This is a genomic window from Indolivaga capnocytophagoides, assembly GCF_036511535.1.
GTDB lineage: Bacteria > Bacteroidota > Bacteroidia > Bacteroidales > Dysgonomonadaceae > Dysgonomonas_A > Dysgonomonas_A capnocytophagoides.
Window position 1 is genome coordinate 1011587 of record NZ_AP028867.1, and the last position, 22409, is coordinate 1033995.

At 37.8% G+C, this 22409-nt stretch carries 23 protein-coding genes; 15 read left to right on the forward strand and 8 right to left on the reverse strand.

The window, feature by feature from the left end; genetic code table 11:
* Positions 1-27: 27 nt before the first annotated feature.
* Both AABJ51_RS04325 and AABJ51_RS04330 read right to left on the reverse strand, forming a co-directional pair.
* On the reverse strand, positions 28-633 hold the full coding sequence (locus AABJ51_RS04325) for a P-loop NTPase family protein (RefSeq protein ID WP_026625248.1): 606 nt from the start codon (positions 631-633) through the stop codon (positions 28-30).
* Positions 602-1426: a DUF4373 domain-containing protein gene (locus AABJ51_RS04330; protein ID WP_338374535.1), complete on the reverse strand. Its 825-nt coding sequence runs from the start codon at positions 1424-1426 to the stop codon at positions 602-604. The genes AABJ51_RS04325 and AABJ51_RS04330 overlap by 32 nt, the downstream gene beginning before the upstream one ends.
* A 254-nt stretch (positions 1427-1680) precedes the next feature.
* Here AABJ51_RS04330 and AABJ51_RS04335 point away from each other — a divergent pair, with 254 nt between their 5' ends.
* From AABJ51_RS04335 to AABJ51_RS04385, 11 genes are all read left to right on the forward strand, one after another.
* The gene (locus tag AABJ51_RS04335; RefSeq protein ID WP_338374536.1) at positions 1681-2577 is read left to right on the forward strand and encodes a hypothetical protein; all 897 of its coding nucleotides are present in this window, start codon (positions 1681-1683) and stop codon (positions 2575-2577) included.
* A gap of 227 nt (positions 2578-2804) precedes the next feature.
* Positions 2805-3746, forward strand: coding sequence for a type I pantothenate kinase (coaA, locus tag AABJ51_RS04340; protein WP_026625250.1), 942 nt, complete (start codon positions 2805-2807; stop codon positions 3744-3746).
* Between the two features lie 55 nt (positions 3747-3801).
* Positions 3802-4608: a 3-deoxy-8-phosphooctulonate synthase gene (gene kdsA / locus AABJ51_RS04345; RefSeq protein ID WP_414991412.1), complete on the forward strand. Its 807-nt coding sequence runs from the start codon at positions 3802-3804 to the stop codon at positions 4606-4608.
* Complete coding sequence (locus AABJ51_RS04350) at positions 4608-5180, forward strand: Maf-like protein (protein WP_338374538.1); 573 nt, start codon at positions 4608-4610, stop codon at positions 5178-5180. Before kdsA ends, AABJ51_RS04350 begins: the two co-directional genes overlap by 1 nt.
* 102 nt (positions 5181-5282) lie before the next feature.
* Positions 5283-6275, forward strand: a complete 993-nt coding sequence (locus AABJ51_RS04355) for an RNA-binding protein (protein ID WP_026625253.1) — start codon at positions 5283-5285, stop codon at positions 6273-6275.
* 4 nt (positions 6276-6279) lie between these two features.
* A complete protein-coding gene (locus AABJ51_RS04360; protein WP_026625254.1) occupies positions 6280-6789 on the forward strand; it encodes a pyridoxamine 5'-phosphate oxidase family protein in 510 nt (169 codons plus the stop codon).
* A gap of 295 nt (positions 6790-7084) precedes the next feature.
* On the forward strand, positions 7085-8311 hold the full coding sequence (locus tag AABJ51_RS04365) for a CinA family nicotinamide mononucleotide deamidase-related protein (RefSeq protein WP_338374539.1): 1227 nt from the start codon (positions 7085-7087) through the stop codon (positions 8309-8311).
* 44 nt (positions 8312-8355) lie between these two features.
* Positions 8356-8892, forward strand: a complete 537-nt coding sequence (locus AABJ51_RS04370; protein WP_338374540.1) for a hypothetical protein — start codon at positions 8356-8358, stop codon at positions 8890-8892.
* Between the two features lie 93 nt (positions 8893-8985).
* Positions 8986-9537 (forward strand): glutathione peroxidase, encoded by a 552-nt coding sequence (locus tag AABJ51_RS04375; RefSeq protein WP_338374541.1) that lies wholly within the window; start codon positions 8986-8988, stop codon positions 9535-9537.
* A gap of 200 nt (positions 9538-9737) precedes the next feature.
* Positions 9738-10883 carry an OmpA family protein gene (locus AABJ51_RS04380; protein WP_026625258.1) on the forward strand — a complete coding sequence of 382 codons (1146 nt, stop codon included), beginning with the start codon at positions 9738-9740 and terminating at the stop codon, positions 10881-10883.
* 210 nt (positions 10884-11093) lie between these two features.
* Entirely contained in the window at positions 11094-12179 is a 1086-nt protein-coding gene (locus AABJ51_RS04385; RefSeq protein WP_338374542.1) for a mechanosensitive ion channel family protein, read from the forward strand.
* Positions 12180-12262: 83 nt separating this feature from the next.
* On the opposite strand, the gene AABJ51_RS04390 is transcribed toward AABJ51_RS04385, so the two are convergent.
* On the reverse strand, positions 12263-12523 hold the full coding sequence (locus tag AABJ51_RS04390; protein WP_026625259.1) for a hypothetical protein: 261 nt from the start codon (positions 12521-12523) through the stop codon (positions 12263-12265).
* 192 nt (positions 12524-12715) lie between these two features.
* Here AABJ51_RS04390 and AABJ51_RS04395 point away from each other — a divergent pair, with 192 nt between their 5' ends.
* From AABJ51_RS04395 to AABJ51_RS04405, 3 genes are all read left to right on the forward strand, one after another.
* Positions 12716-13552 carry a carboxypeptidase-like regulatory domain-containing protein gene (locus AABJ51_RS04395; protein WP_338374543.1) on the forward strand — a complete coding sequence of 279 codons (837 nt, stop codon included), beginning with the start codon at positions 12716-12718 and terminating at the stop codon, positions 13550-13552.
* Positions 13553-13646: 94 nt separating this feature from the next.
* Positions 13647-14846, forward strand: a complete 1200-nt coding sequence (locus tag AABJ51_RS04400; RefSeq protein WP_434781385.1) for an MFS transporter — start codon at positions 13647-13649, stop codon at positions 14844-14846.
* A 107-nt stretch (positions 14847-14953) separates the two neighbouring features.
* Positions 14954-16780, forward strand: coding sequence for a peptidase U32 family protein (locus AABJ51_RS04405; protein ID WP_338374544.1), 1827 nt, complete (start codon positions 14954-14956; stop codon positions 16778-16780).
* 66 nt (positions 16781-16846) lie between these two features.
* Here the strand turns inward: AABJ51_RS04405 and AABJ51_RS04410 are convergent, their stop codons facing one another.
* From AABJ51_RS04410 to AABJ51_RS04430, 5 genes are all read right to left on the reverse strand, one after another.
* Entirely contained in the window at positions 16847-17554 is a 708-nt protein-coding gene (locus tag AABJ51_RS04410) for an MIP family channel protein (RefSeq protein ID WP_338374545.1), read from the reverse strand.
* Positions 17555-17670: 116 nt separating this feature from the next.
* Positions 17671-18228 (reverse strand): hypothetical protein, encoded by a 558-nt coding sequence (locus AABJ51_RS04415; protein WP_026625264.1) that lies wholly within the window; start codon positions 18226-18228, stop codon positions 17671-17673.
* 229 nt (positions 18229-18457) lie between these two features.
* A complete protein-coding gene (locus AABJ51_RS04420; RefSeq protein WP_338374546.1) occupies positions 18458-19009 on the reverse strand; it encodes a hypothetical protein in 552 nt (183 codons plus the stop codon).
* 119 nt (positions 19010-19128) lie between these two features.
* On the reverse strand, positions 19129-19614 hold the full coding sequence (locus tag AABJ51_RS04425; RefSeq protein ID WP_338374547.1) for a free L-methionine (R)-S-oxide reductase MsrC: 486 nt from the start codon (positions 19612-19614) through the stop codon (positions 19129-19131).
* Between the two features lie 4 nt (positions 19615-19618).
* On the reverse strand, positions 19619-20281 hold the full coding sequence (locus tag AABJ51_RS04430; RefSeq protein ID WP_134435264.1) for a YceI family protein: 663 nt from the start codon (positions 20279-20281) through the stop codon (positions 19619-19621).
* Between the two features lie 629 nt (positions 20282-20910).
* Between AABJ51_RS04430 and AABJ51_RS04435 the strand changes: the two genes are divergently transcribed.
* Positions 20911-22401, forward strand: coding sequence for a 2-isopropylmalate synthase (locus tag AABJ51_RS04435; protein WP_338374548.1), 1491 nt, complete (start codon positions 20911-20913; stop codon positions 22399-22401).
* The last annotated feature ends 8 nt before the right edge of the window (positions 22402-22409 follow it).

The window sequence follows — 22409 nt, forward strand, 5'->3', positions numbered from 1 at the left end:
CTGATTGACATTAATGATAAACTTCCATCACTTACGCAAGCTGTCTCCCTTAAACAGTACACGGGTGGTTATAGCCTTTATCCGGTCTAAAACCCTGTCGCCGTATTGGCTGCGTATTTGGTCAGATGTGAGATTAGTGGATACGATAACGATCTTCCCTGATTTTTCGGCGGCATCCATTATCTCTGCAAAGGCAAGACGGCGTTCGCCATACTTTATCATCATTTCTTCGGAACCGATGTCATCCAGACTGATAATGCCTTTAGTCAGTACTTCATCCAGTTTGTGATTCATTTCCTGCATGTCGTATATCTTTACAACCTTGCGGCAGGCATGCAGCAATATAGCCGGAATAACCTGTCGGCAAAGCAAACTCTTGCCGCGTCCGCAGTTACCGTAAAGAAACAAGCCCTTGCCCTGATTGTCGGTAAGCCATTCAGCCACACGGTCGTATTCGGGCAGCCATTGAGCCTTTGTACCGTCTTTAGCCAGAAAATATTCGAGAGCCCGGTATAAAAGATTTCGGGCATCGGGTACTTTCATATAGATACGGTCGGCTGGCATCGGCATACGGTGAAGACGCATTTCTTTTTCTACTTCTTCAAAATTCACTGTACGAGATTGTGTTGTCATGCTTTGCAAAATTATGTTTATTGTTATATTTTATTTTTTCCGATGGACGCTTATCCCTCTCTAACTGGAGCCGCAACCAGTTGGCAAAGTGCTGTTTAATATCTTTGGTATCGGTATGTGCAGAGCCTTCGTTTTCGAGTTTTACGAAGAACAGTTTCAGGTAACGAATCAGATTATCGCTGTTTTTGATGCCGTTATTTACACACAAGGTATTGATATATGGTTTATTCTCAGACATGAAAGACATTAATCGATGCAACCTGTTTGATATAATATAAGATCTCCCATCGATATTTATATTAGCAGTGAGGCTTTGTTCAGGTTTACCCTCCTTTGATTTACTTTTCTTTTCTGTACTTTCCTTTACTTTACTTTGTGTATTATGGGAGTCATTAACGGGGTTATTGGCGGAAGAAATCCAGTAAATGTCGTTAATAACCGATTCTTTCCTTTTAAGGGTGGCAGACTGAAATCTCGCCTGTATAGATTCGGATGTAAGGATACGATGACTTTCGTACATCTGCATATCGAAAAAACCTACTTCGAGAGCCTTAGTGATAACTTCATTTACGTTTTCTTCCGAAACATCCAATGTGTCGGCTATATGAAAGCACAGATCGTCGCTGTATTCGGTATAATATCCCTTGTCTTTATAGATGTTGCACAATAACCCGATAAGTATGGAGAATGCTTGTTCACCGCTTTTTTTGACAATCTTGCGAACTTTAATATCGTATAAAATATCTACATCAAGAGGGAAGTAATCCAGTCCGGTTTTAAGAGGTCGTGCCATATATTATAAAATTATATTGTTAAATTATGTTTCTTTTATATAATAAATGAAATTTTTATGTAAATTGGTATCGACTTAAAAGTCTTAGCATTTGTTTATAGATAAAATAATTAGGTGCGAAATCGATAATGTCGAAAAATAAAAAACATCAACTATCTGAAAATCATTAAGTAATAAATTCATTACAACCATATATTTTTATATTATTTAACAAAAAGCAGTAGTAAACTGGTCTCTGACCCTATTTTTTCAGCATGAAGAACTTACTGTTATTCATTACGGTATTTATTTTCTTCTCGTGTGCCAAAGATGACTATAACGGGAACGACAGTACCACTCCTATCGACTTGAGGTTCGCTGCAGAACAGCAAACCATACCGGCCGAAAAAGGAGCGGATTTGTATGCTGTACAAGTATATATATCGGTAGCCGGTTCTGATGATTATGTTGCTTATGCATACGGATTGTTCGACAACAACTCCGATATAAAGTTGGTGTTGCCCGATGATGCCAGATACAAAATAGAATCGACCATAGTGATTGACGGTAAACAGCTCGTGAGCCACGACAGCCTGTCGTACTACGAACCGTTTGTAGCAAATGATCATACTCCGGTTGAGTTATCCAATAAATTCACAATAAGCAGTACCCGTTATTTTACCGATCTGTCGGGAAGTAAATCACGTGTTGTATCTCAAACCAAAGACTCAACTTACAACCATATATATCTGATTCCGGCTCTCGACCGATATTATGGTGAATTAGCCGACTTCGATCCCGAACTATCGCCTAAAGCCGAGGTAAATATGGATAGAGTTGTATTCGGGATGAACCTTTCGATAAAAAACACAACTAAATCAACGATCTCCCTTAAAATAGACGGAACACCCGATTCGCTTGTTGTTGAAGGCGGTTCCAACAGAGCATTGGACAGACTGTATACCCTGCCCGACTTCAAAAAAGCAGGAGAACTACTCGATCCGCTCAAAATAACGATACAACACAACAACGGAGGCGTACTTGTTGAAGGTCAGGGCGAATACTTCGTGAAGAAACAAGCCCGTGAAATAATTACCCTTACCGTATCGAAAGCCGATAAGACCAAAGCAAGCTACAATTACGACATAGAACGCATAGCCGGATTTTATTGAAGCTGCAAATTCACAGATAAAAAATTGTATATTGAGGACTTACCTTAATATATCGGCATGTATAGATCATATGTCTACCCTTTTTTGTACATTTGCCCCAAAATAAATTTGCTGTATATAAAAAAAGCATCAGCAGAGACTCAATACCTGTAAAATTGACAGAAAAGGAGTATGCCGACAGCTTATTAATGGTATGGCAATAATGGTCTCCAACCAAAAGATTATAAATGGAAATTTCAGCGTTCAGCCCTTATATGCTTTTCAACAGAGAACAATGGGCAGCCTTGCGAGAGTCGGAACCAATGACACTGACTCCCGAAGAAGTCGAAAAACTAAAAGGTATCAATGACGAACTGTCGATGGACGAGATTCGGGATATATACCTGCCGTTGTCCCGTTTGCTCAGTTACTACGTAACCGCAACCACCAGCCGTCAGGCAGCAATGATGAAGTTTCTGAATCAGGAAGCACGCAAAATACCCTTTATAATAGGTGTAGCGGGCAGTGTTTCGGTCGGAAAAAGCACTACGTCACGCGTATTACAGGCATTACTTAGCCGATGGAAGGAAAACACAAAAGTAGCGTTGATCACCACTGACGGATTTCTGTATCCGAATGCCGTATTGGAAGAAAAAGGACTGATGCTGAAAAAAGGCTTTCCCCAGTCATACGATATCCACAGCCTGATACAATTTGTGAGTGATATAAAATCGGGTAAAACCGAAGTAAAAGCACCTAAATATTCACACCTCATATATGATGTAGTACCCGATGAGTACGAAATTATACGGCAACCCGATATACTGATTATCGAAGGACTGAACGTCTTGCAGAGCGGGATGGATTATCCGCAGGACAAACCCCGTGTATTTCTTTCGGATTATCTCAATTTCTCCATATATGTGGATGCCGAAGAAGAACTGCTCGAAAAATGGTACATCTCCCGCTTTCTGAAATTCAGACAGGGTGCATTTGCCGATCCGAAGTCTTATTTCTACAATTTCACGATGCTGACTGATGGCGGAGCGATACAGATGGCTAAAGGTGTATGGCGTGAAATAAACCGCAAAAATTTACGTAAAAACATATTACCCACACGTGAACGTGCCAGCCTGATTCTTCATAAAAGCGAAAATCATCAGGTCGATTATGTACGCTTGAAAAGGTAAAGGTATCAGGTCTTTTTACTATTTTCGCAATCATAAGATTGAAAACAATAAAAAAATATCAAATATGAATATATCGGAACTAAAAAGCGATAATTTCTTCCTGCTTGCTGGACCTTGTGTTATCGAAGGTGAAGAAATGGCATTGAATATCGCAGAACAGATCATGCAGATCACCTCTAAGCTCAATATACCTTATGTATTTAAAGGCTCATACCGCAAGGCAAACCGCTCGCGTGTGGATTCTTTCACAGGAATAGGAGATGAAAAAGCTCTGAAAATATTGCGCAAAGTCCGTGAAACATTCGGCATACCTGTAGTTACGGATATACACGAAGCACACGAAGCCGCTATGGCTGCCGAATATGTGGATGTACTTCAGATACCTGCATTTCTGTGCCGTCAGACCGATCTTTTGATTGCAGCAGCTAAAACAGGCAAAACAATAAACATCAAGAAAGGACAATTTCTGGCTCCTTCGGCTATGAAGTTTGCCGCACAGAAAATAATAGACTCGGGCAATAATAATGTAACGCTTACCGAACGTGGAGTATCATTCGGATACGGCGATTTGGTTGTAGATTTCAGAGGTATACCCGAAATGCAGGAATTTGGATTTCCGGTTGTTTTGGATGCAACACACTGCCTGCAAAAGCCCAATCAGGCATCGGGAGTAACCGGTGGACAACCTAAACTGATCGAAACCATGTGTAAAGCTGGTATAGCAGTAGGTGCAGACGGTTTATTTATAGAAACCCACCCTACCCCTTCGACTGCAAAATCGGATGGTGCAAACATGCTTCCTCTTGATCAACTGGAGGGATTACTTACTAAACTTGTAAGAATAAAAGAGGCTATAAGATAATGGAGTTCAGGTACAAATTAATATTGGCATCTAACTCGCCACGTAGAAAAGAATTATTGTCAGGGCTCGATTACGACTACGAAGTGGTAGTTATACCCGGTATAGACGAATCTTATCCCGACAATATCGAAAAACGTCAGGTAGCCCAATATATAGCCAAAAAGAAAGCCGCAGCATACGAAGATTATCTGAAAGATGATACACTCGTTATCACTGCCGATACAGTAGTAATACTGGACAACAGAATATTCGGAAAACCGTCAGATGAAGCTTGTGCCAAGCAAATGCTCCGTGAACTATCGGGGCGTACGCATCAGGTGGTAACGGGTGTATGTCTCAGTACAGCTGATAAACAGCACGCATTCAGTGTAACATCTGAAGTAAGGTTCGCTACACTCACCGAGTCTGAAATCGAATATTACGTCACCCGATACAAGCCATTAGACAAAGCCGGTGCATATGGTATTCAGGAATGGATCGGATTTGTCGGGGTCGAGTTTATATCCGGCTCCTATTATAATGTAATGGGACTTCCGATACAGCGTCTCTTCAGGGAACTGAAAAACTTCTGAGGTCTCAGTCCATTATTTATTACCCGTCTAAGTATAATAGCAACAAAACGTTATTGTCTTAAAACTAAATATCGTTCTGTTGCTTCATGAATAACACTCTATATGATGAAACGGACACTTATTGCAATGTATTTATTCTCATCGGCTATTCTATCAAGCAGTGCTCAGGAGCAGGACTCAATAGATTCACCGAGAGCATTTCTTAATTTAGGGTTTGCAGGCATCTGGTGTACCAATGGCGAAAAAACTGATGAAACGACAAATAACATATCGTTATCATTGATTCATGGCTACAGTTATAATGTATATGGCTTTATGCTTGCACCATTTGCAACCGTAAGAAAGTCTATGCACGGACTCCAGACAGGTATGATTAACCTTGCATCAGACATGAAAGGTGTGCAAGCAGGTTTCGGCAATAATGCAGATAAGCTCAGAGGAATACAGATAGGAGGCTTTAACGGTATAAACCAAGAGTCCGGAGGGCTTCAGATTGGATTAGCCAACTCCCGCAAATCGGGAGGCATACAGATCGGGTTAGTCAATATCGCCGAACATAATAACTATCCTATAGGTTTGATCAATATCATCAAAGACGGAGATATGTATGCGGGAATTATGACCGACGAAATGAGTAATTTTACAGCAACTTTCCGGTCAGGAGGACGATATCTTTACGGCATTGCCGGTTTTGGACATAGTTTTGCATCATCCCTCAATCAATGGATATTGGAAGGAGGTATAGGTATACACACTCCGATATTTAACAGGTTAAGAATAGATACCGAAATATCAGCCGCATTGATTACCAAATTTTACGGGCGTATACATTTTGGCGATCAGGAAGAAGCAGAACGAAAAGCCGAAGAATATAACTATAAGACAGCAACGAAATACTCTTTCCGTATAATGCCTACTTATAGATTCGGTAAACGAATAGAGGTATTTGGAGGACCATCACTCAATTACTTACAATCTCATTGTATGGAGAATGAACGAATATTCCCATCTAATTATATGTGGCGAAAATTTACGTCATCGTCCTTGAAGCAGCTCTATTGGGGCTGGACTGCCGGAGTACAATATAAATTATAAGAATATGAATAATTACGATAATTCGAACATACGACGCCAAGACCGTATACTGGAAGCCGACCAGGCATTGAATCTCCTTATCAACGGGGAATACGGCTTTCTAGCCATGAGTAACGACGGGAGCGCATACGGAATCCCGATCAGCTATATCTATTCCGACAACAAGATATACCTGCATTGCGCCCCTGAAGGCGAAAAATTGAGGTATATCGAGAAAAATCCGTCAGTCTGTTTCTGTGTAGTCGGTTCTACAATGGTACAGCCCGCTAAATTCACCACAGCTTACGAAAGCGTTTTGGCATTCGGAGATATTGTAACAGTTGATGACAACGATGAGCGGATGAAAGCCCTCGAATTACTGGTCGATAAATATTCTCCTGAATACAAAGAAATCGGACTGAAATATGCTAAAGGATCTTTTTCCAGAACCACTGTATTGCGCATAGATATCAAACGGATAAGCGGAAAAAGCAAAAGATCGGATGCGCCGTCAGTCACAGACCGTTCTAAATGAAATAACAAAAAGAGATACACTTTCGCTAAAGCTGTATCTCTTTTCTAAAATTAAGCAATTGATAAAATTAAAGTAGTTATACTTTACATCACAAATATATCTTTTTGATAACCAAAACAAAAAATTACTCGACAAATTGACATATCCGATCGGTATATAGTGTACTATAATCGAAGAACGGGTTTTACAGCCATTATTTCACTAAATTAACACTCATCTTGAGACTCTATTTCTTACCTTTGCAGAACTAATATTACAGTAGGGTTTAAGACCTGAAAAGAGAAAACAAAACGAGATGAAAACTGCAATTATTACAATCGGGGATGAAATACTGATAGGACAAATAGTCGATACGAATACAGCCTGGATGGCTCAAAAATTAACAAACGCCGGATTTGATGTAACCGAAAAAATATCTATCGGTGATAACGCCCGGCAAATAAAAGACACAATAGCCGATGTCTTCACACGGGTGGATGTTATCCTTACCACCGGAGGAATAGGGCCGACAAAAGACGATATAACCAAGAAGACCCTCTGCGAATATTATGGTACGGAATTGATATTCGATGACTCGGTATTGGCGAATATACAAAATGTAGTTTCAACATGGACGGCTTTAAACCCGCTCACCCACGATCAGGCTTATGTTCCGAAAGATTGTACCGTTATACAAAACAAAGTAGGAACAGCCCCCATTACATGGTTCGACCGCAATGACAAAGTATTGGTATCGATGCCTGGAGTGCCATACGAAATGAAGTTCAATATGGAGAACGAAATAATACCGCGTCTCCAATCGAAATACAGAGCCGAAGCCTATGTCAGCAAGGTGTTTATAGTAGTCGGGTACACCGAATCGGCATTAGCAATCCATCTCACCGACTGGGAAAACAATCTACCCGAAGGATTCGGTCTGGCTTATTTACCTTCTCCCGGGGTGATGAAGCTTCGCCTATTCGTAAAAGGTGAAGAACGCCGTCACGAACTGGAAGAAGAAATCGTAAAGTTGTATAATCTGCTGGATAAAGCAATTGTTGCCGACAGGGATATTCCATTGGAAAAAATTTTAGGAGAGCATCTTCTTTCATCGGGTCTAACGATAGGTACAGCCGAAAGCTGCACAGGCGGCAATATAGCTCACCTTATTACATCTATCGCCGGATCATCGGAATATTTCAAAGGCGGTATAGTTTCGTATTCGAACGAAGTAAAATGCAACATACTGAAAGTTTCGGCATCTAATATAGAAAAAGACGGAGCTGTGAGTTGTTCGGTTGTGACAGATATGGCTAAAGGTGCACAAAAAGCATTAAATGTAGATTGTGCAATAGCTGTATCGGGCATAGCGGGTCCCGGTGGAGGAACCGATGAAAAACCGGTTGGTACGGTATGGATAGCCACCGCAATAGGAGAACGGCTAGTTGCGAAAAAATATCAGATGGGCAAAAACAGAGATATGAATATTATAAGAGCTTCTAATACCGCCATGATGCAATTATTGGAAATGCTGAACGAATAAGCGTTATAAACTTATCAAACATACAACATTCAAAATTTAAACACATGAAACGGACGTATTTTACTTTTTTATCAATAATAGTATTTGTATCCACTATATTTATCAGTTGTGGAAGTGATGACAGTGACAACCGTACGTCATACACATTTACAGCCGTAGCATCGACAAATTATCCCATCAAAGGGTTTGCCGACCAAACAGTTGTAAATACAGAGCCTGTAACAGTTCTTCTTGATGATATGCTGAAAGGAAATGATTATGTTTCGCCTATAACTAAAGGAGAATTATTCCCTACTCAAGGTACAGCTCTCGAAATTATAGGACTAAAAAGTGATGCTTCTCTCAAAAATTTTAAAATCACGGTAAATGATGTTACCAAAACATTTACAGAAATAAAAGGAAGTGATGCAAACCTATATACAAAAGATATGATCAGTTTTATGGATGAGACATTTACAAGAATGATTACTCGCAAAAAGCTAACAATATCTATTTCTTTCACTCCAAGCCAGACAATTACAGATCAGGATAATGTGTATTTAAAGATTGCTTACAACGGAAGATACACCTATCTGAAATAAGGATATTTAACACTCAGCAGATGTTTTTTTTAAACAAATTCAAACAAAGGGCAGATATAATTGTTCTACTACTAAGGAATAATTAAAATACATATGACTAAAAAGATATATACCATTGCTGCATTTCTTCTTATAGGCTGTATGCTGACTCTTACAGCTCAAAAGAAAACTTTATACGATTTTAAAGTAAAAGACATCGACGGAAAACCGTATGATCTTGCAAAACTGAAAGGAAAAAAAGTACTGATTGTTAATGTTGCATCTAAATGCGGTTTAACACCTCAGTACGCACAACTCGAAGAACTTTATCAGAAGTACAAAGATCAGGGATTAATTATATTGGGTTTTCCGAGTAATGATTTTAAAGAACAAGAACCGGGTACAAATGCCGAAATAAAAGAATTCTGCACACTGAATTATGGAGTTACTTTCCCTATAATGGATAAGATAACTGTTGTGGACAATAAAAAGGTTCCACTCTATAAATGGCTGACAGAAAAGACTGAAAACGGCAAATTTGACGCTGAAGTTCAATGGAACTTTCAGAAATTTATGATCGATACCGATGGCCAGGTTTCCGGTTATGTTTTACCAAAGGGAAGTCCATTAAGTGCCGAGATAATAAGCTGGATTGAAAAACCTTGATCTTAAGGTCTCAGGTCTATCTGTTTCCATATCTAAATGTAAGATCAATAGATAGTTATTGCTTTAAAATAGAATATTAAATACTTACTGTTACTTAATATATTTAACAAAAAAACAAAAAATTAAAAAAAACTATGTATCTTTCGCCCAACAAAGGGCTAAATTTTAGGGATTCCATTGTTTATCTAGAAATTATGAATATGAAAAAATTTTACTTATTTGCTGCAAGCACACTTCTTGCATTATCAGTTAACGCTCAGGAAAAAGCATTGAAACAATACGGATTTGGGGATAACTGGTTCATTCAGGGACAAGTTGGGGGGTCATACACTTTTAGTGAAAACTCCAGTAAAGCAGACCTTTTTGATGTGGTAACACCTCATGTCGCATTGTCAGTAGGAAAACACTTCTCTCCTATTGCCGGAGCACGTTTACAAGTCGGAGGATGGGAAAGCAAAACTTATCTTGGCGAAGCTTTAGACAAAACGTACAAAAACAAATACATTCAGGCAAACGCAGACGCGTTGCTGAATTTAACAAATCTATTCTCTACATACGAAGGTGATAAAGCTTTTAACCTATATGGTATTTTAGGTCTTGGTTATGTGCATACATTTGCAGACAGAGACATCAAAGAAGCTGATGTAAAAACAACAAACACTATTGTTCCTCGTGTAGGTTTACAAGCTGATTTCCGTTTGACAGAAAGCCTTAGCCTTAACGTTGAAGCTACAGGTAACCTGATGGCCGACAGATTTAACGGAATTGTTGGAGGTAAAAATAACGATGCTACATTGAACCTGTTAGCAGGTTTAACATACCGTTTTACTCCCGGAGGATTCCAAACAGTTGACGTAATTGATCCTAGCGAATTAAGTGCTGTTAATGACAAAGTAAACGAGTTACAATCTCAGTTAAGAAACAAAGACAGACAAATTCAGGAATACAAAGCATCTGTTGCTGGTCTTGAAAGAAAACTAGCGGAAAAACCTGCTGAAGTTGTAACTAAAGGCGAAAGCGAAGTTGTATTGAATGCTGTAGTAGTATTCCGTATCGGTAGTGCTAAACTTGAACAAAATCAGGATATCAACATTTATAACGCTGCAAAATATCTGCAAGACAATAAAGATGTTAATGTAACAGTTACAGGATATGCTGATAAGAGTACAGGTACAGCTGCTATTAACCAAAGATTATCGGAACAAAGAGCTAAAGCCGTTGCTGATATCCTTATCAAGAAATATGGTATCGAAGCTAACCGTATAACTACAGAAGCTAGTGGCGACAGAGTTCAACCATTCCAGATTGATTCTTGGAACCGTGTAGTAATCTTCACTGCTAAATAATTTTAAGCAGAACAGATAAAATATCAATTAAAAGGCTGTCTCAGTAATGAGGTGGCCTTTTTCCTTTTTCCTTTTAAGCAGAACCTGCATAAACTGTGTTTAATTAAGAACAATCGGTAGGGATTCAGTGTTAGTCAAATAAGATAGAGAAACAACTGCCCTTCTCTAAAAGAATCAATATAATATTAATCCGAAACAATTTACATGCCTATGCTTATATTGCAGATAAACGATTTATGGAACAACGATACATACCGTGTATTATTTACAAGTATATTATTCATTTTTTCGCTTACAGCTGTTTTTATCATATACAGGTTTACCATCAATCATTTGAAAAAGAAAGCTGCTAAAAGTGATAACCAGTTAGACGATTTTGTTATCGAGTTGCTGAAAGTGCCGCTGCTGTGGCTTGCGTTCTGGATTGTTCTGAAGATATTCAGTGCATATTCTTTTCTGGCAGATCTACCCTTTGCGGGAAACCTTGCACAGATAAATAACATCTTATTAATAGCTACTATAGGATGGATATTGATTAAAAGTGTAAGAATAGCCTTCTATTATTTTCAGAAAAAGCAGGATATGACGGTATCCGACAATCTGAATGCCCGGAAAAATCTCACCAAAATGAAGATCTTCGAAGGGATTATAGTTGCCCTTATCACAGTCATTGTAGTTGCTATTTGCCTTATGACTTTTGATAAAGTACGTTCTATCGGAATCAGTTTATTAACATCAGCCGGAATCGCCGGAATAATTATAGGATTTGCTGCACAGAAAAGTATTGCCACCATTCTGGCAGGAATACAGATTGCTATCACACAACCAATCAGGCTGGATGATGTTGTTATTGTAGAAGGAGAATGGGGTCGGATCGAAGAAATTACTCTGACATATGTTGTTGTGAAAATATGGGACGAACGCAGACTTATACTTCCTGTAAATTATTTTCTGGATCAACCCTTTCAGAATTGGACTCGTAATGCTTCGAATATTTTGGGAACGGTATTTCTGTATGTCGATTATAAACTTCCGGTCGATTCGCTGCGCTCTTATCTCAACTCATTGGTTGAAAATAATCCGTTATGGGATAAGCGGGTTGCTAATATACAGGTCACCAACACAAATGAACGGAATAAGGAACTGAGAGTTTTACTAAGTAGCATAGATTCTTCTAAGAATTGGGACTTAAGAGTGGAAATACGTGAAAAGCTGATAGATTATATAAATAACAACTATCCCGATAGCTTTGTGAAATACCGTATGGTTGAAGATAATAAACCTGATCGGGGATAAAAAAAATTGAAGTTGCTTATAACCGACTCTCTGAGTTTATAAGCAACTTCAACATCACCCTATAATAAAAAGCACGATGTATATCAGATACCAATTTGTGCCTTGACAAATGCTTCAGCATCATCTTCTGTTTTAAAGTAAATTATACGATTATATTCGACCGGAAATTTACTTAAGGCGATCTTTATTATTTTCTTCACCTTTCCGTAAGCACTTGTTTCGCTGGCAGCAACACTGCCATAACCATCTTCAATTCGTTCTATACTGATCCTCTGAATGACCAGCCTTTGAGGATCTACACTATATATAGTGTCCCCAACCTTCAAGTTTACTACAGCTCCCATGGTAATATCGTTTTTAAGTGGTCTTGTTATTATAACAGACAATAAAGGGATATAGTTCTCCGAAAAATCTTTTTAACATAAAATAAATCTGATAGTTGAAGTCTTTTTTTTATTAAGTATCTTTGTATAAGATTCTGCTTGATTTTTTATGCATAATCTTATACAAAAGACATATTTCAGAAGGATAACTTTATGCTTGGTAAGTCGATAAAAAGGTCTCTGACCTTATTTTCTTTTTTATTGAACCTTTCGGTATGTTTCGGACAGATATACACAGGTAAAGTAATTGACAAGGATTCTAAAAACGAAGTCGAATTTGTCGAAATAGGAATACTCAATCACGAAACAGGGACAATATCCGATATTGATGGCCGATATTCAATAGATATTACTAACTGTGATGCGGCGGATACCTTGCGTTTTTCGCATGTGGGGTATCAGCATATCGACTTTAAGGTTTCGGAATTCAGAGACAAAATAGACAAGGATATATATTTACAGCCCAAAGACAATTATATAGAAACAATAATAGTCGATCATAAAAGGTTTAAGGAAAAGACTTTGGGTAATAATTTCTCAGGCGATAAATATCAGGGAGGATTTATTCAGAATATAAAAGGATTCGAATGCGGTGTACTGCTAAATATCGATAAACGGGCTATTCTCAAAAAATTAATAATGAACGTGACGGATTGTGCTTACGAAAGCATTTACTATAGAGTGAATGTGTACAAAGAAACCGGAAAAAATAAGTTCGAAAACATACTGAGCAAGCCTATCTATCTGAAGCAGGAAATGAATGGACACGAAAAGGAATTATCTATTGACCTGACACCTTATTATGTTCATGTAGAAGGAAATACACTGGTAACCTTGCAACATATAGCCAATATCGGAAAGGGGCAGCTTTTGTTTGCCGGCAGTTCATTTAAAGGATCGGTCTGTTATTACAGAACATCGTCTCAGGGAGGTTGGTCAAAAACACCGATGAAACTATCATTCAGAGTGGAGGCATTAGTCGAAAATTAGTTCGGACAGATTGCTTAATCAGAATATATCTCCTACCTTTGCATTCATTTTCAGGCTTAACTGCAAATAAAAAAGGTCTCGAACCTTAATTTACATGATGAAAAAACAACAAGGTACAACGTTTTCCATACTCATACTCCTCAGTATAACTCATATGTTTAATGACACCCTGCAAAATATGGTGCAGGCTGTTTATCCGTTATTGAAGGAGTCCTTAGTTCTGAATTTTAGTCAAATTGGCATCATTACCTTGGTTTACCAGATGTCTTCGTCGATATTTCAGCCCATTATCGGGGCATATACCGACCGCAAGCCGCAACCTTACTCATTGCCTATCGGTATGATGTTCACTATGTGCGGTATTCTGTCTTTAGCCTTTGCTTCGGATTTTATGCACGTTCTTTTAGCTGTGTTTCTGGCAGGGATCGGATCATCGGTTTTTCATCCCGAAGCGAGTAGACTCGCTCATATTGCATCAGGAGGAAAGCACGGTCTGGCACAATCGATCTTTCAGGTCGGAGGCAACTTTGGAGGCTCTATCGGCCCATTGCTCGCAGCTATATTCATAGCTCCATACGGTCGCCAGAATATAGGCTGGTTTGCAATTATTGCACTTGTATGTATTCTGTTTATGTTATATATAAGCCGTTGGTATAAGGGTGTTTTACTTCGGTTAAAAGAAACTCGCACATCGCAAGATTATATAGAGCCGAAAGTAAATAAACCTATTGCATCGAAACGGAAGATAATATCAACGCTCCTTATCTTGTTGATTCTTATTTTCTCGAAATACGTTTATATGTCAAGTTTAACTAGTTATTATACATTCTATCTGATCGAAAAATTCGGAGTATCAATCGGGCAGTCACAGATTTATTTATTTATTTTTTTATTTGCAGTCGCTCTTGGTACATTTTTCGGAGGTCCTATCGGAGACCGGTTCGGACGAAAGTATGTGATTTGGTTCTCTATACTCGGCGCAGCCCCTTTTGCCTTATATATGCCTTATGCAGGACTTACCGGAACATGTATACTAAGTGTGATTATCGGTCTTGTACTATCTTCGGCTTTTTCGGCAATACTGGTATATGCTCAGGAATTATTACCAGGTAAGGAAGGTCTTATCGGAGGTCTCTTCTTCGGACTGGCATTCGGTATAGCAGGTATTGCATCCGCCATTTTTGGTAAGTTAGCAGACCTCCACGGCATTGAGTATATTTATCATATAGCGGCATTTATGCCACTGCTAGGGCTTGTGGCAGGTCTTTTACCTAATATTAAAAGAGAGAAATAAAGATCGTTTTTCTTTTCTTCTTGCTATCTTAGCATCGTGATTCATACTATAAAATAATACGATAACTATCTATTACCGTCAAAGGTATAATTCTAGAAAACAATAAATTGATCAAAGTACGAAAAATAGAACTGCTTGCTCCGGCTAAAAATCTCGAATGCGGAATAGAAGCTATTAATCACGGAGCAGATGCTGTATATATCGGAGCTCCTAAATTCGGAGCCCGTTCTGCAGTAGGTAATTCTCTCGAAGATATACATGCCTTAGCTCAATATGCTCATCAGTTTGACGCAAGAGTATATGTTGCTTTAAACACGATACTGAACGATACTGAACTCACCGAAGCCGAAAGCCTGATATGGAGCTTATATAAAGCCGGAGTTGATGCAATCATCATTCAGGATATGGGTATTCTGATGCTCGATCTTCCTCCTATCCCACTCCATGCCAGCACACAAACAGATAACCGTACTGTCGAAAAAGTCCAATTTATGGCTAATGCCGGATTTTCGCAGGTTGTCTTAGCCCGTGAGCTTACAATAGACGAAATAAAGCGTATAGCAGACAACGTTTCGGTATCGCTAGAAGCCTTTGTCCATGGTGCATTATGTGTTTGTTACAGCGGACAGTGTTATCTGAGTGAAGCCATCAGCAAAAGAAGTGCTAATCGTGGAGCCTGTGCACAATTTTGCCGTTTGCCTTATACTTTGGTTGATTCGGATGATGAAGAAATCCTTCAAAAGAAACATTTGCTTTCGATGAAAGATTTGAACTTGTCTGAGCAGCTTGAAGAAATGATGGATGCAGGAGTCAGCTCTTTGAAAATAGAGGGAAGGCTTAAAGATATACAATACGTAAAAAATGTAGTTGCTTATTATCGTCAAAAGTTAGACCGCATATTATCTCGCCGACAAGAGTATATTCGTGCGTCGGCAGGAAAAAGTACATATACATTCAAACCAGACTTAGATAAAAGTTTCAACAGAAGCTACACTCAGTACTTCTTCAATGGACGTACTCCCGATATGTGGTCATTGGATACTCCCAAATCAGTAGGAGAACCCATCGGTAAAGTGAAAGATGTTTTCGACCGCTTCTTTACTTTATCGGGCACAAAAAAGCTGAATAACGGAGACGGGCTCTGTTTTATGGGAAACAACAACAAAGAGCTTTTCGGAATCAGAGTGAACAGAATTGATGGCGAAAAGATCTTTCCTGCTGAAAATCACGTACAGATACGCAAAGGAACTTTTGTTTATCGAAACTATGATCATGAATTCGATAAAGTACTAAACAAAAAATCAGCTGAACGTAAAATTAATGTCTCCATTATTCTATCAGAAACAAATGACGGATTTATCGTTTATGCCGAAGACGAAACCGGAATAACTGCTCAACACGATATAAACATAACTAAAGAAGTCGCTCAAAAAGATCAGAGCACCAATATAAGCAATAACCTGAGCAAGGCGGGCAATACGATTTTTGAAGTTTCGGAGGTAAAGATAAATACATCTCAAAACTGGTTTATTCCGTCTTCTCTCTTATCCGAATGGAGACGTGTATTATTGAGTAATCTTCTGATAAACAGAATATCTTCTCATATCATAGAAGTAATTGTCCATGAGCCGACTAATCACCCATTCCCTGTTAAAGATATCACATATCTTGGAAATGTGATGAATGAGAGAGGACGCAGATTTTATGAGCTGCATCAGGCTAATATCAGCCAGATGGCATTCGAAAAAAAATCAATAGACAATGTCCCCCTCATGTTTACCCGGCATTGTATCAAGCAATCTATGGGATGGTGTCCGAAAGACAGTAAAGTAACTATGCAATACAAAGAACCTCTTTATATAGTACATAACGATACCCGTCTCAGACTAGAATTTGATTGTCGAAAATGTGAAATGAAAGTTTATAACGACTGAGAGAAAGAATAAAAAAAGTCCGTTATCTGAATTCAGATAACGGACTTTTACCTTATATTAAAAGGCTTATGCTTCTTGAGCTTCTGTATCAACTATTTTCCAAACCAATGATGCTAATATAGCACCGACAAACGGCCCTACAATAAATATCCATAATTGGCTAAGAGCTTCACCTCCCTGAAAAAGAGCAGGTCCAATACTACGAGCAGGATTAACAGATGTACCAGTTAAAGGAATACACACAATGTGTACCAGTAAAAGAGATAAACCGATAGCTAAACCGGCAAAATTCCCGGCTCCGCCTTTCGATGTTGTGCCTAATACAACTAATACAAACACAAACGTAAATACGATTTCGGCAATCAAGCCACCGGTAAGACTTACTCCGGGTTGAAGCCCATTTGCTCCTGTAGTAGTTGCAAAACTACCACTCTGAGCAATATAAGAGGCACTGCCTGTATCAATAGATGATACGATTGCAAACAGAATAGCAGAGCCTATTACAGCACCTAATACTTGAAATAACATATACATTGCGGCATCTTTTGCCGACATTCTTTTGGATAAGAAAACCCCTAAAGTTATCGCCGGATTGATATGGCATCCCGAAACTTTACCTATAGTATAGGCCATTGCTACAACAGATAGTCCAAACCCGAAAGCAACAGTAAGAACCTGAGCTGTAGAGCCTACTCCAAAATTAAAGATTGCACTACCGCATCCCATAAGAACTAACACCATAGTTCCGACTAATTCCGCTAAATACTTTTTCATGAGAAATGTGTTAAATTATACAATGCAAATATAATAAAATCAGACATATTTTAGCATAATAGAATTTCTTTTATGTTAAAATACAGATAATACTATCGTAACAGGGTATAATAAAATTATTTCTTTGGAGGACGGATACTTACTTTCTCAATTAATTCTTTTGTTATAATAATGGGGCTCTCATCAACTTCAATACCAAATACATTGATAAGTATATTCTTTGATTTTTCGGATAATTTCTTTGCTCCTCCTCCTGATAGATTCAAACCGGAAGGAGTAACGAGCCCATCAACTCGGTTTGCTGTATTCATAAATTCCCATCTACCATTGTTAAACACAGGAGTAACATGCCCGTCCGGCAATTTATTTAACGGAATATTAGATCTTAAATTCTTTAATCCTTCACCTAATTGATATTTATCTTCGAATTCCGCTCCTCCTGTCTTTTTCTGATATTTCTTTGCAAACTCCGATAAATCATCGTCTTGTATAGCTTTTCCGAGTGTAGACTGTTGTCGAAATGACGATGGGGGAAGAGAGGTTGGCTTGACCTGTTTTAACAAATCCTTTTTAATTTCATCCCTTATTGACCCTGATAATGAACTTTGAGCTTGTAAGGTAATCCCGATTGAAAGGAAAAGAAAACTAGTAACGCATCTCTGACTAAAGTTCATTTTTTTTGTATTAAATAACCGAAAAATATAACAGGTAAAACCATAAAATGGTCTGAGGCCTTAATGTAAATTTATAGAGCAAATCTATAAAATAAGTATGTTGCTTTTTATACAAAAAAGTTAACAAACATTACATTATGAAACTTTAAGGTCTCTGTTCTTTTATTGATTTTGCAAACGTAATATTTACAGGTAACTATTGCTTTCGAGTTTCTAATACTAAAAAAAATTAATCATCAATATCCATACCTAAAACATGTTTCAGTACATTTTTTGATTTAGTCGATATCGGCTTTTTCTCTTTGAATCCTGAAAGATTTAGACCTCCTGCAGTCACTTCGGCCTTAATACCCTGTAACCGATTTTTCTGCGATAAGTTATCTTGAATAAAATCAGTTGCGGATTTTTTTATAAAATAAGATTTACCATTAGAGATAACGACCTTATATGTCGATCCGTTTTCCATCTTGAACAGATCCATGTTAGCCATCGATCCCCCTAGCCCCTTAGTTGTAAGTTTATCTTCAAACTGAGCTCCCCCGTTCCGGTACTGACCTATTTTTTCATGGATATTATCCTTATTTACAACTTTTACAACCGCCCCCTCTCTAAATTGTTCTTTGTAATTTCTCATATTAGGGTCTATGATCTGGAGTGGTGGCTTTACCTGATTGAGAAGTGATTTTTTGCGTTCGTCTTCTATCGATGATTGTGCATATACTGATCCAGAGAATAAGAGAATCAAGCATATATTACAGGTTATCTGTTTTGTAAAGGTCATAATCAATAGTGTCAGTGATATGACAACAAAACTAACTAAAGACAACCTTATTATATATGTAAAGAAAGTTAACCTTATAACCTATACATATAAGAATTGTTTTGTTTGTTAAAAATTAACTAAACAAACGACCGAGACAGTAATAACACAATCTGCTCTAAATAAGTAGCATCTATTTCAGAAAAGCACCCTATATATTCACTATCTATATCCAAAACGCCCATGATTGAGTCGTTTATTCTAATAGGAAGAACTATCTCTGACAACGATTCGGCATCGCAGGCAATATGCCCCGGAAAAGTATTGACATCTTCCACTATTTGAATTTTATCTTCTTTCCATGCTGTACCGCAAACACCTTTGCCGTATGCTATACGGGTACATGCTATTTTTCCCTGAAAAGGACCTAATACTAATTGATCATTCTTTATAATGTAAAAGCCAACCCATAAAAAATGAAAGGCTTCTTTTAATACTGCCGAAACATTAGCCATATTTGCTATCATATCAGTTTCACCCGATAGTAAGCCCTCAATTTGAGGAAGTAAACTCTTATATTGCTCTTCTCTCGATACATCTTGGAGAAGATTTAATTTTTCAGCCATAATTTTATTTTGGATTTTTTGCCCGTGCTATAATCTCAACTTTTATTTCGATACTGTCATTAACTATGCTAGATTGCATTTCATCATATATCGTATTCGAACCGTAATTAATCCCCCATTGAGTACGATCTATTTTAAACGGACGAGAGACTGCCTTATAAACATCCCCGTCTTTAGTGATCTTCGCATCAAAAGACAACCCTTTGTCCAAACCTTTCAATTCCAGATGACCTCCAATATGGTGAGTAACACTATCATTATTTGCAACTACTTCACACTGAGTTAAAGTGAATTGTGCATCCGGAAACCTGATAATATCAAAAAAGTCACTCCTATTCAAATGTCTTTCGAGTTTTAGCCGATCTTTTTCATTAGTTATGCTTGTACACTTTATCGTATTCATATTTATAGTAAAGCCTCCTAATTTTATTTTGTCACCTGCAATATACAAGATACCTTCTTTCAGTTTCAATGTTCCGTGATGCATTGTCTTTGGTCCGAATCCTGTCCAATAAATAATTGAAGCATCTGTATCCACGGTCAATGGTATGCCATTATCTTCGGTCGCCACTGCCATAGTCTTTTCTTTTTTTTCTTTACATGAATAACTAAAAAGCAATCCTAAAATCAATATCCACGTTACATTGTTCATTTTAATCTTTACCATATATTGTATGCTTATTTTCTCTTTATTTTCTGAGAGAGTAAAAAAATCCCCAAACTATATAATGCCACAAAAATAACATTAAAAAGCAGAACAGTAATAAGCTGCTTTGATATTTTTCGTTTGCAATACCGTATTGAATCAATATATCCAATATTAGCTTTATAATATACAATAATATTAAAATAACCGATAAACCATAGCATATTATGATGCTATCTTACAAAAACAAATACATTAATATGGATATATATAAAGATATATCCAATCATTATATTTATAGTAAACAAAAAAAATCCGGTACAAATAACCAACAGAAAAGATTCAACAAAAGCTAAAAGTAAGGGTTTGTTATTTTTTCTAACATTTTATTTGGATTACAAGAAATATATTATACTTTTGTTGTCAACATTTAAATAGGATTCAATGAAGTCATTTATTAACAATATTAGCATTTCTCTTATTCTGCTCTGGGAACAATCTTAGAGTGAGTAATGCTGTGTAGTAATTAAAAATGATAATAATATATACCAGAGCCTTTCTCACAAAAGAGAAAGGCTCTGATTTTTTTAATAAAGTACACTCGGTTATTTTTTAGGATTAACTATTAAATTTTTTAATATTGATTTGTTATGGACAAGTTATTTATTTTTGACACGACATTAAGAGATGGAGAGCAGGTACCAGGCTGCCAGTTAAACACAATTGAAAAAATTGAGGTAGCCAAATCACTCGAAATACTCGGTGTAGATGTTATTGAAGCCGGTTTTCCTGTCTCTAGTCCGGGAGACTTTAAGTCTGTTGTCGAAATATCAAAAGCAGTAACATGGCCTACGATATGCGCATTAACCAGAGCCGTAGAAAAAGACATAGAGGTTGCAGCTGAAGCCCTGAAATACGCAAAAAACAAAAGAATACACACCGGAATCGGAACATCCGAATACCATATAAAATATAAGTTCAACTCGACTCAGGACGAGATTATTGAGCGGGCAGCAGCAGCAGTAAAATATGCAAAACGTTTCGTTGAAGATATTGAATTTTATGCCGAAGACGCCGGACGTACAGACAATGCCTACCTAGCCAGAGTTGTACAGGCTGTAATCAATGCCGGTGCTACTGTAGTAAATATACCTGACACAACCGGATATTGTCTGCCTACCGAATACGGAGCAAAAATAAAATATCTGATAGATCATGTGGATATGAAAAATGCAATATTATCTACACATTGTCATCAAGATTTGGGTATGGCTACAGCCAACTCCATAATGGGAGTCCTAAATGGAGCCCGTCAAGTAGAAGTTACAATCAACGGTATCGGTGAACGTGCCGGAAATACATCTCTGGAAGAAGTTGTTATGGCTATAAAGAGTCATAAAGAACTAAATATAGAAACAAATATCAATACACAAAAGATATACCCGATAAGCCGGATGATTTCGAGTCTTATGAATATGCCTGTTCAGCCCAATAAAGCAATAGTAGGCCGTAATGCTTTTGCCCATTCATCAGGGATACATCAGGATGGTGTATTAAAGAATATGGCTACCTACGAAATCATAGATCCTAAAGAAGTTGGTATTGATGATAATGCCATCGTGCTTACAGCCAGAAGCGGGCGTGCTGCTTTAAAAAACAGATTGGGAATACTTGGTATCCAGATTTCAGATGATGAGTTAGCCGAAATTTATCAACGATTTTTAGAACTTGCCGATAGAAAAAAAGATATTACTGACGAAGATATTCTTATCTTAGCAGGCAAAGAAACGGGAAAAATGCACCGCATCAAATTAGATTACCTGCAAGTAATAGCCGGAATCGGAGTAAAATGTGTTGCAAATGTCGGGATAGATATAGCCGGCGAAAAATTTGAAGCATCGGCATCCGGCAATGGACCTGTAGATGCAGCCATATCAGCTATCAAACAAATAGTCCGTCGTCATACAGTGATACAAGAATTCCTGATACAAGCTATCAATAAAGGTAGCGATGATGTAGGGAAAGTACATATGCAAGTAGAACATGACGGGCAGATATATTATGGATTCGCAGCAAATACAGACATCGTAGCCGCGTCGGCCGAAGCATTTATCAATGCAATAAATAAGTTTGTCAAATAATGTCCAAA